At 58.3% G+C, this 16,973-nt stretch carries 13 protein-coding genes and 1 pseudogene; 9 read left to right on the top strand and 5 right to left on the bottom strand.

Annotated elements, in window-relative coordinates:
• The coding region (locus LDK53_RS08730) for a flagellar protein FlhE (RefSeq protein WP_225285520.1) at positions 1-318 on the top strand (318 nt) is incomplete at its 5' end.
• Between the two features lie 42 nt (positions 319-360).
• Here the strand turns inward: LDK53_RS08730 and LDK53_RS08725 are convergent.
• The 3 genes and pseudogenes from LDK53_RS08725 to traF form a co-directional block, all read right to left on the bottom strand.
• Complete coding sequence (locus tag LDK53_RS08725; RefSeq protein ID WP_225285518.1) at positions 361-2,496, bottom strand: autotransporter outer membrane beta-barrel domain-containing protein; 2,136 nt, start codon at positions 2,494-2,496, stop codon at positions 361-363.
• 79 nt (positions 2,497-2,575) lie between these two features.
• Positions 2,576-3,250, bottom strand: a complete 675-nt coding sequence (locus LDK53_RS08720; protein WP_225285514.1) for a methyltransferase — start codon at positions 3,248-3,250, stop codon at positions 2,576-2,578.
• A gap of 55 nt (positions 3,251-3,305) precedes the next feature.
• Positions 3,306-4,512 (bottom strand): annotated as a pseudogene (gene traF / locus LDK53_RS08710) (conjugal transfer protein TraF).
• Between the two features lie 278 nt (positions 4,513-4,790).
• On the opposite strand from traF, the gene LDK53_RS08705 reads away from it, so the two are divergent.
• A complete protein-coding gene (locus LDK53_RS08705; RefSeq protein WP_225285506.1) occupies positions 4,791-5,333 on the top strand; it encodes a chorismate mutase in 543 nt (180 codons plus the stop codon).
• 45 nt (positions 5,334-5,378) lie between these two features.
• Here LDK53_RS08705 and LDK53_RS08700 read toward each other — a convergent pair whose 3' ends face one another.
• Positions 5,379-5,759, bottom strand: a complete 381-nt coding sequence (locus LDK53_RS08700; protein ID WP_225285504.1) for a tail fiber domain-containing protein — start codon at positions 5,757-5,759, stop codon at positions 5,379-5,381.
• Positions 5,760-6,056: 297 nt separating this feature from the next.
• Here LDK53_RS08700 and LDK53_RS08695 point away from each other — a divergent pair, with 297 nt between their 5' ends.
• Both LDK53_RS08695 and mtfA read left to right on the top strand, forming a co-directional pair.
• The gene (locus LDK53_RS08695; RefSeq protein WP_225285502.1) at positions 6,057-6,467 is read left to right on the top strand and encodes a hypothetical protein; all 411 of its coding nucleotides are present in this window, start codon (positions 6,057-6,059) and stop codon (positions 6,465-6,467) included.
• A 192-nt stretch (positions 6,468-6,659) separates the two neighbouring features.
• On the top strand, positions 6,660-7,457 hold the full coding sequence (gene mtfA / locus LDK53_RS08690; protein WP_025758678.1) for a DgsA anti-repressor MtfA: 798 nt from the start codon (positions 6,660-6,662) through the stop codon (positions 7,455-7,457).
• On the opposite strand, the gene LDK53_RS08685 is transcribed toward mtfA, so the two are convergent.
• The gene (locus LDK53_RS08685) at positions 7,454-8,665 is read right to left on the bottom strand and encodes an MFS transporter (protein WP_225285501.1); all 1,212 of its coding nucleotides are present in this window, start codon (positions 8,663-8,665) and stop codon (positions 7,454-7,456) included. The genes mtfA and LDK53_RS08685 overlap by 4 nt on opposite strands.
• Positions 8,666-8,803: 138 nt before the next feature.
• On the opposite strand from LDK53_RS08685, the gene LDK53_RS08680 reads away from it, so the two are divergent.
• Genes LDK53_RS08680 through LDK53_RS08660 form a run of 5 tightly spaced genes read left to right on the top strand, consistent with a single transcriptional unit; the run spans position 8,804 to position 16,770 of the window.
• A complete protein-coding gene (locus LDK53_RS08680) occupies positions 8,804-10,546 on the top strand; it encodes an IucA/IucC family protein (RefSeq protein WP_225285500.1) in 1,743 nt (580 codons plus the stop codon).
• Positions 10,546-11,493, top strand: a complete 948-nt coding sequence (locus LDK53_RS08675; protein WP_225285499.1) for a GNAT family N-acetyltransferase — start codon at positions 10,546-10,548, stop codon at positions 11,491-11,493. Before LDK53_RS08680 ends, LDK53_RS08675 begins: the two co-directional genes overlap by 1 nt.
• Positions 11,490-13,232 (top strand): aerobactin synthase IucC, encoded by a 1,743-nt coding sequence (gene iucC / locus LDK53_RS08670; protein ID WP_318527750.1) that lies wholly within the window; start codon positions 11,490-11,492, stop codon positions 13,230-13,232. The genes LDK53_RS08675 and iucC overlap by 4 nt, the downstream gene beginning before the upstream one ends.
• Positions 13,229-14,554, top strand: coding sequence for a lysine N(6)-hydroxylase/L-ornithine N(5)-oxygenase family protein (locus LDK53_RS08665; RefSeq protein ID WP_059385169.1), 1,326 nt, complete (start codon positions 13,229-13,231; stop codon positions 14,552-14,554). The genes iucC and LDK53_RS08665 overlap by 4 nt, the downstream gene beginning before the upstream one ends.
• Before the next feature lie 26 nt (positions 14,555-14,580).
• The gene (locus tag LDK53_RS08660) at positions 14,581-16,770 is read left to right on the top strand and encodes a TonB-dependent siderophore receptor (RefSeq protein WP_225285497.1); all 2,190 of its coding nucleotides are present in this window, start codon (positions 14,581-14,583) and stop codon (positions 16,768-16,770) included.
• Positions 16,771-16,973: the final 203 nt, after the last annotated feature.

The raw sequence follows: 16,973 nt of genomic DNA, 5'->3' as shown, positions 1-16,973 counted from the left end.
ATGACGCGGGGCCAGCAGGTGCTGAAGAGCAAACCGGTGCAAAGCCCCTCTCCCCTGCCCGCGGGGGCCGTGGCCTCCCGCATACACTGGAAAATCACGACCCATGGGCTGACCCCGCCGGGGTTTCGCATTCGCCTGTGCAGCGCGGCACGCTGCCTGCCGCTCTCCGGTTTTTCCGGCGAGCGCTCCCTGCCTGCCGGGATGCCGGCAGGCGGGCCTTTTCGTTTCGAGTATTATTCCGCGGCGGGCGGGCGTCTTGACGCCCCGTTAACGGTGCTGAGTAATCAGGTTACGGTGAGTTACCGGAACCGCGGTTGAGCCCGAGCATGACCGGCGAACCGGTCATGCTTGCGGTACAACTTAGAAATCGACGCGCAGGCCGACACTCCCCACCACCGGCGACTCAACATGCTCGCTCTTCGCGTAGCTCGCATCCAGCCAGACCTCGGTTGACGGAGTCACTTTCACGCTGATACCGCCTGTGAATGTGCCACCCGTTCCGGTGAAGTCGTTGGTAAAGTCATAGGTTTCGTTAATGCGCGTACTGCCGTTTTTGACCAGCTCCTGACGCAGGGCCGCCGTCGCATAAGGCATGACCTGCACCTCACCGGCCTCCAGACGCGTGCTCACGCGCAGACCGGCTTGCGCCTGCAGTGAACGTCCGTCGCCGGTTTCCGCCGTCATCCCGTTGTTCAGTTTGACGTGCTCAGACGGGGTCATCCAGCCGTCGAGCCCGGCAAATGGCGTCAGACGCGTGGCATCGCTCAGGGCGATATGACGACCCGCTTCCAGACCCAGTCCGTATCCCCAGCTGTGCCAGTCGGCACGCGCCGATGCGCCATCGCTCATGCGGGCGCTCAGCTTGTTGGCAAAATGGTTAATCTGCGCGGAGCCGCTGGTGTACCAGCCGTTAGCCGAGTTCAGCGTGGCATACAGACCGCCACCGTAGCTGGTGACACGGCTCTGGCCGCCGCGGGCATGCTTCACCTGACCGGTTGACTGGCTCAGCCAGGCCCCTGTGGTGAGATCCCCTGCATTCAGAGAAGTTACCTTATCGCCGCCCAGCATCATGCCGTTCTGTTCCAGGCGGTAGGCGGAACCCCAGGCCCCGTCGACATCGCTGCGGCTGTGCAGCACAGTGCCCCACATGCCGGACTGCGGCCGGGTGCGGGTGTCGTCAAGACGCGAGCGCAGGACGTTCATTTCATACTCATGGATAAACTGTGGCGCGGACGCCATCGACAGCATTGCATCGGTAGACGCGGAGGTTGAACCTGGCGCCTGCACCAGCTCCCACTGATTGCCATTACGCACCAGCGTATGCTGCCAGGCTCCCACGTCGAGGCGCCCCCCATTCAGGGCAAACTCAGCATCACCGCCGCCGGTTCGCACCAGGGTCAGCGCGTCGCGACCGGCCTCACGACCGCTGGCCGCCACGTGCAGGGTATGTTTCCCGGAGGCGCTGCCGGTAATATCCAGAAGATCGGCTTCGCCCGTGAGGAGATCGGCATTCATCACAAAATGGCCGCGGCCGGAGAGCGTGCCAAGCGTCAGGGTGCGGTACTCCTCGCCTGCGGCAAATTTCACCGTTCCGCCCGCCATGGAAAGGGATTTGATATCGGAATCTGCCGTCATTTCATAGAGGGAGGAGTTGTCCAGCGACAGGGCATTGACGTTGGTCATGCTGCCGGAGAGGTGGCTGCCGTTGCGGAGCGCGACGTCCACTACAGCACCCTCTTCCGCACGGACAATGCCTGCGGCCTGGCTGGCGTTGAGCGACAGGGAGACCTCACTGCCCTTTCTGGCGGTCAGAAGTTCACCGGTATCGGAGCCAGCGGTGCTGCCATTTGTCAGGAGAATATCCTGCGTCCCGGTACGGGCCATAAACGCAGGGCCGTTTACCGCCCAGACGCTGGAATGATCCAGACCAACCTTGTTCTTGCCGTTGAGGGATATGCCGGACTGATATCCCTTTATGGTGCTACCGATAAACGTGCCGTTGGTATCGTCAAAATCAACGGCTCCGGTGTACATTTCGTTGTTATTAGCAATCACGCCATTCTCGACGATGACCTCGGCATTATTCGTCACGAATTGCTGCATGCGGACTTGTGCCGCGGCTAACTGAGCATCATACACAACAAGCTGGGTTTCAATCGTCGTGTTCCGCAGCCGGGAGTCCCCCATCAATGCGGCGAACTTAACGCTGGCATTATCAATGGTTGCCGTACTGCCAGCGTCCAGCATCAGGTAATCATTAATCTGACCACCGTCCATGACCAGATGGCCGTCAGAGATGGTCACGTTACCGGCAACCGCATCCTTTGCGGTTAGCGTCGCGCCATTTTGAACCTGATAGTCTTCATTACTCGGGGAGCGACCATCAATCAGGGTGTCTTTTTCGATGAGGGTGGCGGCAGAGGAAGCACCGGCGGTGCCAAGTAGTGTGACGAGGATCGCCCTGCGAAGCGGCGAAAAATAAAATAACGGTTTCATGAATTGCCTTTCTGATTAGAAATAAACAGAGAGGAGTTCCTCTCCGTTTATTCATCGGTGAAAAGACAATCAACTGAAATTATTCGGCCAGCATACCCTCTTTTTTGCGCTCGGCTTTAAACAGCGCCACTCGCCCTTCAATGAGGATCTCCACATGACCGAAATAGCGGGAGAGCAGAGACGCTAACCCTTCTGCGCTGTCGGTGCGGTTAGAAAAGATGCCTTTTTGATTATAAATTCGCATCAGTTTTCGCCCGAACCGGTTATGACCCGCATCGTCACCCAGAATGGTTGCGCCAAATAAACATCCTTCTTTCGTTAACGCCGTACTGGCGTGGGCAATTACCTCTGCTTTATCGTGCATTTCGCCGGGCAGGCAGTGGAGCAGATAGAACATCGACACGGAATCAAATTGCTCGCGCAAATGCGGTGGGTACGGGTCGAACACATCATGCAATATGGACGCTTTTATTCTCTTTCTGCCCACGCGGGCCTTCGCCGCCTCCAGACTGGAACTGTTCAAATCAAGCAGCGATATGTCGCAGAGGTCCGGCGTAAACGTCAGGTAATAACCGGTTCCGACACCCACATCGAGGTGGTTATTTTTCATGTTATTTCTGAAATGGGGGATAAGATGCCGCTTTGTGTCGCATTGCCAGGCATAGCGGTTAGAAACCTGAAGCACCCACCAGTCATACAGCTTCAGTGAGAGTGGCGTATAGGCTTTTATTCCATCACGTGTTTTTTTATTCATAGGCTCCCTGCGCGATCGCTGCAGTAAAAAAGGCCACACCGCGTGGCCTGAGTCGTCAGAAGTAGAAGGTAAATTGCGCGACACCGCCAATCGTGCGGTCGCGTCCGGCAATGGCGGTTACGTCAAACTGCATGGCCTCACCGGCGGAAAGCCCGACACCGCCCGTCACCACGCGGCGGTCGTTGCCGCGCATATCAAGACGATAGCCCGCCCGCAGCTGCACCCAGTCGGCGGTGCGCCATTCCGCGCCAAAGGCCGCGTACTGATTTTTGTCGATATACTGGAAATTGCTGACCGGTGTCAGGTCAATATCGGCCCCCAGCGTAACAGGACCGGTTTGCCAGGCGGTACCGGCAGTAAGCTGTGGACGGATCACAAAAGCAGGCTGATAGCCATTCACCTCTCGGGTTTTCACGCGGTTCTCAAACAGGTTTTGCGCGGAAAGGCGCCACCATCCAGCCTGGCGTCGGCGAGGCAAAGAGACCGGCGTCGATGTTGGCGCTCATGGTCTGGTGCTGCCAGTTGCCATCGCGCAGATCGGAGCTGTCATAGTTGTTGATGGCAACGTTATAGTTCCACGTTTCAATACGCTGGATCTTCGGCGTGATGCCAACGCCTGCAGGAATATCCCCCACGGTAAACGGACGGGCAATCGATACACCATATTCCGTGATCAGCGCCGCCATCCCTTCGGCGCGGGAGGTCAGCTTATCCAGATCCTCCTCCACAGGAATAATAGATCCATTGGCAACGCCTTCGAGGTACTCCAGGTCGCTCTGACTGACCAGCGCACGGGCATTGCCCTTCGCCCAGGTGTTAACGGATAGCGCGATGGGCAGTGAATCATCCGGCACCGCCAGCACCATCGACAGCCCGACATTCGCGTATGCATTTTCCCCGGAAAGACCCGCAACCATATCCCCCAGTTTGCCTGCGGCCTGCGCCTCATTGCCGGTGCCAATGGCGCTTTCCAGCCTGTCCCAGGCCGATTTGACATCATCAAAACCATCAATCAGGTTGGCCGGATCGCTGACCTGCGCGCCGAGGGACGGTGCAATCAGGCTGATTTTATCCTGCGAGCGCGACGTCGCCAGCAGGGCCGGGTTCACCAGTGGCGCCACGCCAAAGTGTGCCGACGCCACGCCGGTGCCACCCATGGCGGTGCTGCGGGCATCAAAGCCGTTATAAGAAGCAGAGGCAAAAGGGACTGTCGCGCTAAACCCTGCAATTAACAGGCTGCGCATAATAATATTCGTTTTCATTTTATTTCCAGAGTCATATTGAGTGGCGCGTGATAGCGCACATTGCGTGTGGTATAAATTGCTCTTTATTATGCTATCAGGAAGTTCAATCTGTTTATCTGGCAATAACCTTAAAGACCTTTCCACTATTAACGACTTTAGTGAACGGAATAAATTATTTACCCCCCTATCACCCGAAATGCTTACAATTGTCATCGCTTATTAACGTTATAAAGGATTGCCTGTAAAAAACAGGCTGCCATAATAGATTCCCAACCATTATTTGTGAGAGAAAAACCGTGCGCTATTTCGCTGTCGTGGTTTCATCAATATTAATGTGTGGCTCTTCTCTGGCCACGTCCGTAAACGCCGCAACCCTGCCTGAGCTGGCAGAGGCCTTAAATACACGGTTCGACGTGATGAAGGATGTGGCAGGCTATAAAGCGGCGAACCATCTTCCCGTTGAGGATCTCCCGCGGGAAAAAAATGTGCTCCTGAAGGCGCAGAGCGCTGCCCGTGACGCCATGCTGGATCCGCAGAGTATTGACGCGTTTGTCCAGACGCAAATGGCCATCAGTAAAAATATCCAGTATCGCTACCTTGACCGCTGGCGTTTACAGCCAGAAAAAGCGTGGCAGCCCCGTCCCCTGAAAGAAGTCAGAGCACAAATTCTGGAACTGGATAATACGATCCTGAATCTGATTAGCCGTCAAATCCTGACCGGTGGTGGGTTTGGTGAAGAGCAGGACCGCACGCTGGCCCGGTTGCTGGACGATAAGCAGCTCTCTGACCTTGAGAAGGCACAACTGATTGACGCGCTCGGGAAGATTAAACGTCGCTAACGATCTGCCTGAGCCCGTCATGATGTCGTCGGGCTCAGGGTTTCATTACTTATTTTTCAATGCACATTGTGCAACGTCAGCCTTTAAGGCCTTAATTTCATTCTGCTGCTCGCGTACGGCTTCAATCAGCGGGGCCACCAGCTTTTGGTAGTCGACCTGTTTTTTTCCGTCTTCCGTTTTGACCAGTTCCGGGTAGACCTTTTCCACATTCTGCGCGATTAAGCCGACATCCTGGCTTTTATTCTCTTTCCAGGTATAAGAGACCCCTTCCAGCTGGAGAATTTTGTCCAGAGAGCCTTCGAGAGGACGAATATCTTCTTTCAGGCTTTCATCGCTGAAAGGGCAGCATCTTGCGCCAAGGTCGGCCAGGGCAGAGGCGGAAAACATCAGAGGAATAGCAATAAACGCGGCTTTCTTTAACACCATAATCACTCCATAAATGTGTGTGAGATGCTGAATATTCAGGGTTATGCATTTAAAAATAAGCGTGTCAGCAAGATATTCCCGCGCTGACAATTAAACGGTAGCAACATTTTTTATTTCAAACCATACGGGCTACCGGACAATAAGCGCTGATTATTGTCAGCAATTATCACGAATAACCTGGCGGTCTGTCCGCTGTCTAAAAATAATCTTCCTGTGCAGTTCTATTCGTTTATTACACATTTGGAACCGGAGGGCATCGCGTAAAATATTGCCCCCATTACACTCACAAGGGTCATCATGAGAACTGTTATTTTGTTGATTGCGGCAGTGGGCCTGACGGCGTGCCAGACAAAGCGTGAGCTACCGGTTCAGGTGGCACCGCCGGTCGCCGTCGCAGCACCAGCACCGGTTGCAGAAGAGGTCGCCCCGGTTACCGCAGTTTCACCAGAGGAGAGACTGAGAGCGTGTCATCAAAAAATTGATGCACTTAAACACTACGATAAGAAGCGGGCAAACGCGGCACGCTATGCCCTCTCCAGGGCGATAAAAGCGAAAGCCGACACGCAAGCCAGCGCAGCGCATATTTCGCCTGAAGCGCTACACTATGCCCTGTACCATCAGGATCAGAGTGTCGAGGTGATCTGTACGCAGGTATCGCAGCGCCTGGACAGACTGATTCTGAACAAAGTGATGAAGACTTCTGCCTGATCTGCTTTTGCACGCATGTGGGATTTTTATCACTGAAAGGAAACGGGATAAGTGGTTGAATAATGGCAGAGAGGCTGGCCTCTTCTGCCATTCCGACATCTCAACGTTTTGTAGTTGCCTTCATGCCGGGTTCTTTGGCATGTTAACCTGACCTTTCAATTTTGTTCACGTGACGAGTTTGCGAGCAAAGCGATGATTAAGTGGCCCTGGAAATCAAATGATGCTGGTCAACATGCGGCGCTGCCGTGGGATGACGCGCTGGCGATCCCCGTGCTGGCCAGTCTCCAGCCGGATGAACAGTCAAAGCTGATTCAGCTGGCGGATCGCTTTTTGCAGCAAAAGCGGCTGGTCCCGCTGCAGGGGTTTGAGCTGGATGCCCATAAAAGTGCGCGCATCGCCCTGCTGTTCTGCCTGCCGGTGCTTGAACTCGGTATTGAGTGGCTGGACGGTTTCCACGAAGTGCTGATCTACCCTGCGCCGTTCGTGGTGGATGACGAGTGGGAAGATGATATAGGGCTGGTGCATAACCAGCGCGTGGTGCAGTCCGGGCAAAGCTGGCAGCAAGGGCCGATTATCCTCAACTGGCTCGATATTCAGGACTCGTTCGACGCGTCCGGTTTTAATCTGATTATTCATGAGGTGGCGCATAAGCTGGATACCCGCAACGGCGATCGCGCCAGCGGTGTGCCGCTGATCCCGCTTCGCGACGTCGCGGGGTGGGAGCACGATCTGCACGCGGCGATGGATAACATCCAGGACGAAATTGACCTGGTGGGGGAAAGCGCGGCCAGCATCGATGCCTATGCGGCGACCGATCCCGCCGAATGCTTTGCGGTGCTGTCAGAGTATTTCTTCAGCGCACCCGAGCTCTTCGCGCCCCGTTTCCCGGCGCTGTGGCAGCGTTTCTGCCACTTTTATCAGCAGGATCCGCTTAAGCGCCTGCGGCAGCATGAGGAGTCTGGCGGCGCGTCTGCCCGCCAGGTCCACTAGCGTCTTCCGGCCGGGGTACGCTCAGCTGACCATACCCCTACGCTCAGGGCCAAAAACAGCAGCGCCATTCCCCAGGCGGCCACGATTAACGACGACTCACCGGATATGCGCGTTACCAGCGGGACCAGCAGCGCGCTGACGCCGTAGCCTAACGTATGGCTGGTGGCAATCACCCCCGCTCCTTTCCCTGTCGTCAACCTGTCGTTCAGCAGCAACTGATAGCCGGGCGTCGCCATGGCCGCCCCCAGCGAGGTGATGACGATCCCCACGTAGAACAGCGCGACATCCGCAATACACATCACCCCAAGGCCGATAACCATCAGCCCCGCCGCCAGGCAGAGCAAGGTGACCGGGCTGAAATGCTGCGGGCGCACCACCAGAAACTGCGCCGCGAGCGTGGCCAGCGCGGCCAGGCTCAGCAGGACCGCGACATGATGGCTAATCTCCCGGGCGTTACCGTTCAGCAACGGGCTAAGATGCGGTGACAGGCCAAGCTGCATCAGACTCACCAGCGCCGCCAGCAGCAGCGCCAGCAGCAGAAACGGCAGCATTGCTGCGGTTAGCCGGGTCGACTGGTGCGCCACCGGCGGCAGCGGCGGATCGGCGACTTCGCGAAGCACCAGCAGCAGAGCGATTAACGGCGCGATCGCCATCAGCCACAGCGGCGCCACCGGGTTAACGCTGAGCATCATCGCCGCCAGCGGCGGGCCGAGCAGACGCCCGCAGCTGAGACCGGAGCTGATTGTCGCCAGCGCGGCCATTCTTTTCTCCAGCCCCGCACGCTGAATCGCCCACGTCTGGGCCGCAGGCACCAGCCCGGAGACCGTCAGGCCGTACAGCGTTCGCGAGAGGACCAGCCCCGCCAGCCCCCAGACGGTATCCAGCCTCCCGGCGGCCATCGCCCAGACCACCAGCGCCATGACGACAAAACTGGCCAGATAGCCGCTGAGCGCGGCCAGCATCACGCTTTTACAGCCGTGCCGCTCGCTCTGGCGTCCCCACCAGGGCGAGGCCGGTAAAAAGAGCATCGATCCGAACATCAACAGACCCGCCCAGACGGAGAGGGAGAGTCCGGTCAGGGTGACCAGCTGCGGCAGCATCACCAGCAAACCGTTTTGTCCGATCCCTAATAAACCTGCACACAATGCCAAGGGCCAGTTCGCTTTCGGGGTGAGATTGTCCGTCAGAGTGTCAGAAAGTGAGCGCATAGAATTGTGAACATAGTGTCAATAAATGTGTGGAAATCATGAACTTTATGAAAACAAATATTGCAAAAATAGTTGCGACTGTAAACAGAATGAATATCATAACGAGAATTATTATCAGTCATGGAATGAGGTACACCTATGCGTACTCTGCCCCGCTCTGCCGGTACAGACGTTGCGGCCCAGTGTTTTTTAAACGCCCTGTTGCGCGAAACGAAGGACTGGCGCTATCTCCCCGCGACCTGCGCGGATGCGTTATCGCAAATCCATATCCCGCTCTCGCCAACCCAGGCCATTCGGGTTTCAGTACACTATTTTTCCCCAACCCAGCATCATCAGTACCGTTTCCCGGCAACGCTTATCCAGAGCGACAGCGACTATGGTGACGCCGTCACTTTCCCTCAACTGGTTGATTTAATTCTTGAAAAACCCTCTGTAAAAGGCTCACTGGATGCCGATACGCTGGCGCGTTTTAAACAGCGCGTCCTCGAAAGCCATGCCCACACCTGGCAGGCGATCGACCTGCGTCACCGCTGGGCAACCCTGCGCGACACGCCGCTGACGTTCGCCGAGGCGGAACAGGCGCTGCTGGTGGGGCATGCGTTTCACCCGGCCCCGAAATCGCACGAGCCGTTTAACGAAGCCGAAGCGCGTCGCTATTTGCCCGATTTCGCCTCCCGCTTCCCGCTGCGCTGGTTTGCCGTTGAGAGCGAACTGATTGCCGGCGACAGCCTGAACGTCTCCCTGCGCGAACGCCTGCTGCGATTCGCCGCCCAGAGCGCGCCTGAGCTGCTCGGCCACTTCACCGACACCCGCTGGCTGCTGCCGATGCATCCATGGCAGGCGGAGTATCTGCTGGAGCAGGCGTGGTGCCAGCGGCTGGTGACGAAGGGTGCTCTGCAGGATCTGGGCGAAGCGGGCGCACAATGGTTGCCGACAAGCTCTTCCCGCTCGCTGTACAGCGAAACCAACAGCGACATGATTAAGTTTTCCCTCAGCGTGCGCCTGACCAACTCGGTGCGCACGCTGTCGGTGAAAGAGGTTAAACGCGGGATGCGTCTGGCGCGTCTGGCGAAGACGGCGCGCTGGCAGGAACTCCAGGCGCGCTACCCCACCATGCGCGTCATGCAGGAAGACGGCTGGGCGGGTCTGCGTGACGAAAGCGGCACCATTCAGGAAGAGAGCCTGATGGCGCTACGCGTTAACCTGCTGTTTGATACCCCGGCTACGCAAACCAACGTGCTGGTGAGCCTGACGCAGGCCGCGCCGGACGGCGGTGATAGCCTGCTGGCCGCGGCGGTGCGCCGCCTCAGCCAGCGGCTGGATTTACCGCTAGCCCAGGCCGCGCGCTGCTGGCTGGACGCCTATTGCGACCGCGTGCTCCTCCCGCTGTTCAGCGCCGAGGCGGACTACGGTCTGGTGCTGTTGGCACACCAGCAAAATATCCTCGTTGAGATGCAGCAGGATTTCCCCGTCGGGCTTATCTACCGTGACTGCCAGGGCAGCGCCTGGACCGAAGGGGCCGACGCGTGGCTGCAGGAGGCGGGCGAAAGCGAGGTGGAAAACCGCTTCGGCGAGAGCCAGCTGCTGCGCTACTTCCCCTATTACCTGCTGCTGAACTCCACACTCGCCGTCACCGCCGCCCTCGCCGCTGCCGGTTTCGACAGCGAAGAGAGCCTGATGACCCGGGTGCGTGACGCGCTGGCCGGACTGCGCCAGACCGCGAAGCAGACCCGCTGCCTTGACTACGTGCTCGACAGCCCGACCTGGAACTGCAAAGGCAACTTCTTCTGTTACCTGCACGATCGCAACGAAAACACCATTGCCGACCCGGCGGTGATCTATTTCGACTTTAGCAACCCGTTTTACAAGGAGAAGGCGTGATGGCTAACGCGAATATCGTCCATTCCGGCTACGGCTTTCGCTGCACCGCAACGGATAAATCTCTTCCGCTGAGCCTGGGTCTCGACGGCAGCGCGGTGCTTGAGCGCCTGAACGACATCCCGGACGGCTGGCTGGTCGAGGCGCTGGATCAGCTGTTTGTCGCCGCACCGTCGCTGACCGGCATCACGCTGCCATGGGCGGTCTGGCAGGATGAACCCCAGGCGCAGGCGCTGTTTCGCCAGGCTCACGGGGATTATCTGGCCCGTGAGACCTTCTGGCAGTTGCCGCTGTGGCTTAGAGGCGAACGTCCGCAGGCCAGCGGTGGCATGCAGTTCGATGAGAGCCGTCAGCTGTACTTCCCGCTGCGCCCTCACCGTCCGCAGGGCGAAGTCTATCGCCGTTACGATCCGCAGATTAAACGCACCCTGAGCTTCCGCGTGGCGGACGTGGCGCTGGACGGCGAACGTTTTACCCAATGGATGAACAATCCACGCGTCAACGCCTTCTGGGAGATGGCCGGCCCGCAGGCCGAGCAGGAGAACTACCTGCGCCGTCAGCTCGATTCGACGTACTGCTATCCGGTTATCGGCTGCTTTGACGATCGGCCGTTCGGCTATTTTGAGCTTTACTGGGCGCCGGAAGATCGTATTGGTCGCCACTATCGCTGGCAGCCGTTTGACCGCGGGCTGCATATGCTGGTCGGGGAAGAGAACTGGCGCGGCGCGCAGTATATCCGCAGCTGGCTGCGCGGCCTGAGCCACTACCTGTTTATGGATGAACCGCGCACCACGCGGATTGTCGCCGAGCCACGTTTCGACAATCAGCGCCTGTTCCGCCATCTGGCTAGCGCCGGTTTCGACACCGTCAAAGAGTTCGATTTCCCGCACAAGCGTTCGCGCCTCATCATGAGCGAGCGTCACCGCTTCTTCAGCGAGGTGGGCCTGTGAACGCACTCTGGCAAAAAGTGAACCGTGAGATGGTGGCGAAGATCCTCGCCGAGCTGGAATACGAGCGCGCCCTGCGCGCCGAGTCCCTGGACACGGACCGCTGGCAAATCACCATGGGCAGCGAAACCTGGCAGTTTCACGCCACGCGCGGGATCTGGGGCTGGCTGCATATCGACCCGAACAGCCTGACTGCCGTGAGCGGCGCGGCCATTGAAGCGGAAAGCGCGCTGCTGCAGCTGGCCACGGTGCTGGAGATGAGCGATGCGCAAACGGCTGAGCATCTGGAAGATCTCTACGCCACGCTGCGGGGCGATATTCAATTGCTGCAGGCGCGTGAAGCGCTGGATGCCGACGCGCTTATCCACCTCGACCCGGACGAACTGCAGTGTCTGATGAGCGGCCATCCGAAGTTTATTTTTAACAAGGGACGCCGCGGCTGGGGGCTGGATGCGCTGCGCCAGTACGCGCCGGAATACCGCGGGCGTTTTCGCCTGCACTGGGTCGCCGTTAAGCGCGAGCAACTGGTCTGGAGCAGCGACGCCGATTGCGACATTCACAATCTGCTGGCCAGCGCGATGGACAACGCCGAGCGCGCCCGCTTCGACACCCGCTGGCAGGCGCTGGGGCTCGACGACAGCTGGCTGCCGGTGCCGCTGCACCCGTGGCAGTGGCAGCAGAAGATCGCCATTCATTTCCTGGCCCAGCTGGCGCGCGGTGAGATGGTGGATCTGGGCGAGTTTGGCGATGAGTACCTGGCGCAGCAGTCCCTGCGCACGCTGACCAACGCCAGCCGCCGCACGAAATATGACATCAAGCTGCCGCTGACTATCTACAACACCTCCTGCTATCGCGGTATTCCGGGCAAGTACATTGCTGCCGGGCCGCTGGCATCGCGCTGGTTACAGCAGCAGTTCACCCGCGACGCCACCCTCGTCCGCTCTGGCGCGCAGGTGCTTGGCGAACCAGCGGCGGGGTATCTCTCGCATCCGGGTTATGCCGCATTGCCGAAAGCGCCCTATCGCTACCAGGAGATGCTGGGCGTGATCTGGCGGGAAAACCCCTCCTGCTATCTGCAGGACGGTGAACAGGCGGTGCTGATGGCGGCGCTGATGGAGACCGATAACGCCGGGCGTCCGCTGATTGACGCGTGGATCACACACTCGGGGTTAAGCGCCGAAGCGTGGCTGGAAACGCTGTTTGAGGCGACGGTGATCCCGTTCTATCACCTGCTGTGTCGCTACGGGGTGGCGCTCATCGCCCACGGGCAGAACGTGACGCTGGTGATGAAAGATTACGTCCCACAGCGCATCCTGCTGAAGGATTTCCAGGGTGATATGCGCCTGGTGGATGAGGATTTCCCGCAGGCGCAGAGCCTGCCGGAGCAGGTGAAAGCCGTCACGGCGCGCCTGAGCGCGGATTACATCATTCACGACCTGCAAACCGGCAACTTTGTGACGGTGCTGCGGTTTATCTCGCGTCTTACCCAGCAAAGCGGGGTCAGCGAAACGCGTTTCTACCAGATCCTCGCCGGCGTGCTGCAGCGCTATATGGCTGCGCACCCGGATCTGGCGGAGCGCTTCGCCAAATTCGATCTCTTCAGGCCGCAGATCATTCGCGTGATCCTCAACCCGGTCAAACTGACCTTCTCCGAACACGACGGCGGCAGCCGTATGCTGCCGAACTATGTCTCCGATCTTGATAACCCTCTTTTTCTGGTCTCCCGGGAGTCAGCGCAATGAAAACCTATGATTTCATCGGCATTGGTATTGGCCCGTTTAACCTCAGCATCGCCGCCCTCGCAGAGGGGCTGGACGGCTTTAGCTCGCTGTTTCTTGAGCGTAAACCGCATTTTTCCTGGCACCCGGGAATGATGGTGCCGGACTGCCACATGCAGACCAGCTTCCTGAAGGATCTGGTCAGCGCCGTGGAGCCTACCAACCGCCACAGCTTCCTCAACTACCTGGTGCAGCGTAAAAAGTTCTACCGCTTTCTGACCACCGAGCAGCGCACCGTCTCTCGCGAAGAGTTTGCCGATTACCTGTGCTGGGCGGCGGAAAACCTCACCAATCTCGCCTTCAGCCAGCAGGTGCAACAGGTCAGTTTTGATGAGAACAGCGGCCTGTTTGAGGTGGTAACCCAGCGCGATCGCTTCCTGGCACGCCATGTCTGCGTGGGGATTGGCAAACAGATCAATCTGCCCGACTGCGTCACGGTGCAGGACGATACCTGCTTCCACGCCAGCGAGATGATGCTGCGCACGCCGGATCTGGCGGGCAAGCGCGTGACTATCGTCGGCGGCGGGCAGAGCGGCGCCGACCTGTTTTTAAATATCTTCCGCGGGGAATGGGGACAGCCGCTGAGCCTGAACTGGGTGTCACGCCGCAACAATTACAACGCGCTGGATGAGGCCGCATTTGCCAACGAGTATTTCACGCCGGAGTACGTGGACAGCTTCTCCACGCTCGGTGAAGAGGCCCGTCGCCAGATGCTGCACGAGCAGAAGATGACCTCCGACGGGATCACCACCGAGTCTCTGCTGGCCATTTACCGCGCCATGTACCACCGCTTTGAAGTGCTGCGTGAGAAACCCTGGGCGCACCTGATGCCGTCCCGCTCGGTGACCGCGCTGACGCGGCTGCAAAACGGGCAGCGCCTGAGCATACAGCATCACCTCGACGGCGGCAGCGAGCAGCTGGAGAGCGACGTGGTGATTTTTGCCACCGGCTACCGTGCCGTACAGCCGGCGTTCCTCGCGCCTTTGTCTCACCGCCTCCATCTGGATACGGACGACGCCTTCTGTATCAACAACGATTTCACCCTTGAATGGGACGGCCCGCAGAGCAATCGCCTGTTTGCCGTGAATGCCGGGATGCACCGTCTCGGCATTGCCGAACCCCAGCTCAGCCTGATGGCCTGGCGTGCAGCGCGAATTCTGAATCGCGCGCACGGCGATGAGCCGTTTGAGCTGGCCACTACCCCCGGCGTGATCCACTGGCGCAGCACCGCCAGCCCGGAGAGCAGCCAGGTTTTTAAATCGTTAGCCAAAACGACTGAGTACTGACACACACATTCAGGATCAACATAACAATGAAACGTTCTCATCTTTGGGTTTTAAATCCGTGCTTGCTTGCAATGCTTTCTACCTCTGCGTGGGCAGAAGAACAAAAGGAAGAAAATATCGTTGTCTCCGCCAGCCGCGCGCACCGCAGCGTGGCGGAGATGGCGCAGACCACCTGGGTTATTGAGCGGGCTGAAATTGAGCAGCAGGTTCAGGGCGGGAAAGAGATTAAAGACGTGCTGGCGCAGCTGATCCCGGGCATGGACGTCAGCAGCCAGGGGCGTACCAACTACGGCATGAACCTGCGCGGCCGTTCGATGATGGTGATGGTGGACGGCGTGCGTCTGAACTCGTCCCGCAGCGACAGCCGTCAGCTTGATTCGATCGATCCGTTCAACATCGACCGTATCGAAGTGATCTCCGGCGCCACCTCGCTCTACGGCGGCGGCAGTACCGGGGGTCTGGTGAACATCGTCACCAAAAAAGGCCAGCCGGAGACTGAGGTTGAGTTCCAGACCGGTGCCAAAAGCGGCTTTAACAGCCATAACGATCACGATGAGAACGTGTCGGCGGCGGTCAGCGGCGGGAATGACAACGCGTCCGGCCGTCTGTCGGTCTCGTATCAGCGCTACGGCGGCTGGTATGACGGCAACGGTAACGAGGTGATTATCGATAACACCCAGACCGGCTTACAGTATTCCGACCGTATTGATGTGATGGGCACGGGCACCATCAACATTGACGATCACCAGCAGCTGCAGTTAACCACGCAGTACTACAAGAGCGAATCCGACGGCAAGCATGGCCTGTATCTCGGGAAGAACTTCTCGGCGGTAACGGGTGATGCCACGGCGTATAACAAAAACAACCTGGACTCTGACCGTATTCCTGGTACCGAGCGCCATCTGATTAACCTGCAGTACTCCAATACCGATTTCTGGGGTCAGGACCTGGTTGCGCAGATCTACTATCGTGATGAGAGCCTGACCTACTACCCGTTCCCGACCCTGAGCAAAGGGGCGGTGACCAGCATTGGCGCCTCCCAGCAGAAAACCGATTTTTACGGCGGCAAGCTGACGCTGAACAGCAAACCGGTGGATGACCTGACGCTGACCTGGGGTGTGGATGCCGATCACGAAACCTTCGATGCTAACCAGCAGTTCTTCGACCTGAGCAAAGCGGCGGCGAGCGGCGGCATGAAGCTCGACAACGCCTATAACGTGGGCCGTTATCCGGGTTACAGCATCACCAACCTCGCCCCGTTCCTGCAGGCGAGCTACGACATTGACGCCATTACCCTGAGCGGCGGCGTGCGCTACCAGTACACCGAAAACAAGGTGGATGATTTTGTCGGTTACGCCCAGCAGCAGGCCATCGCCACCGGCAAGGCCACCTCTGCCGACGCGGTACCGGGTGGGAAGACGGATTACAACAACTTCCTGTTTAACGCCGGGATCCTTGGCCGCCTGACCGAACAGCAGCAGCTGTGGTTTAACTTCTCTCAGGGCTTCGAAATTCCTGACCTGGCGAAATATTACGGCTCCGGCACATATCAGCTTGTCGACGGGCACTATCGTCTGGTTAACAGCGTGAACGTGAACGATTCGAAACTGGATGGCATCAAGGTCAACGCGTATGAGCTGGGCTGGCGTTACACCGGGGATAACCTGCGCACGCAGGTCGCGGCCTATTACTCGCTCTCGGATAAAACCATCACCATCAACAAGACGGACATGACCATTAACCTCGAAGACGACAAGCGTCGTATCTACGGGGTGGAAGGTCAGGTGGACTATTTCTTCACCGACAGCGACTGGAGCACGGGCGCAAACTTCAACGCCATTAAGTCCGAAACCCGTGAAAACGGCAAATGGGAGAAGCTGACGGTTGACAGCGCCAGCCCGTCGAAAGCCAGCGCCTGGGTCAACTGGGCACCGGGCGACTGGACCCTGCGCGTGCAGAGTACGCAGACCTTTGACGTCTCTGATGCCGACGGCAAGAAGATCGACGGCTATAACACCGTCGACTTCCTTGGCAGCTACGCCCTGCCGGTGGGTAAAGTCAGCTTCAGCGTGGAAAACCTGCTGGACAAGAACTACACCACCGCCTGGGGCCAGCGTGCTCCGGGGCTGTACAGCCCAACCTACGGCGCACCGGGTCTTTATACCTATAAAGGCCGTGGCCGCACTTTTGGTCTGAACTACTCCGTCCTGTTCTAAGTCATCGCGCCGCCTGCCTGCGGGCGGCGCACTTCCTGTGTAATTTCACCGCGATTTTGCTATAAAATCAGCGATTTGCTGAAATTGTCGGCAAACGATCAAAAAGGGTGTTTTCCCCCTTTGACAAGGCGTACTGAGGTCGTTACTATGCGCCTCGTTCACACGATTCCTCTGTAGTTCAGTCGGTAGAACGGCGGACTGTT

The organism is Enterobacter sp. K16B (assembly GCF_020216105.1).
Taxonomy (GTDB): domain Bacteria; phylum Pseudomonadota; class Gammaproteobacteria; order Enterobacterales; family Enterobacteriaceae; genus Enterobacter; species Enterobacter sichuanensis.
Note: the sequence above shows the minus strand (reverse complement) of the source record. Positions and strands in the feature narration are given on the sequence as shown.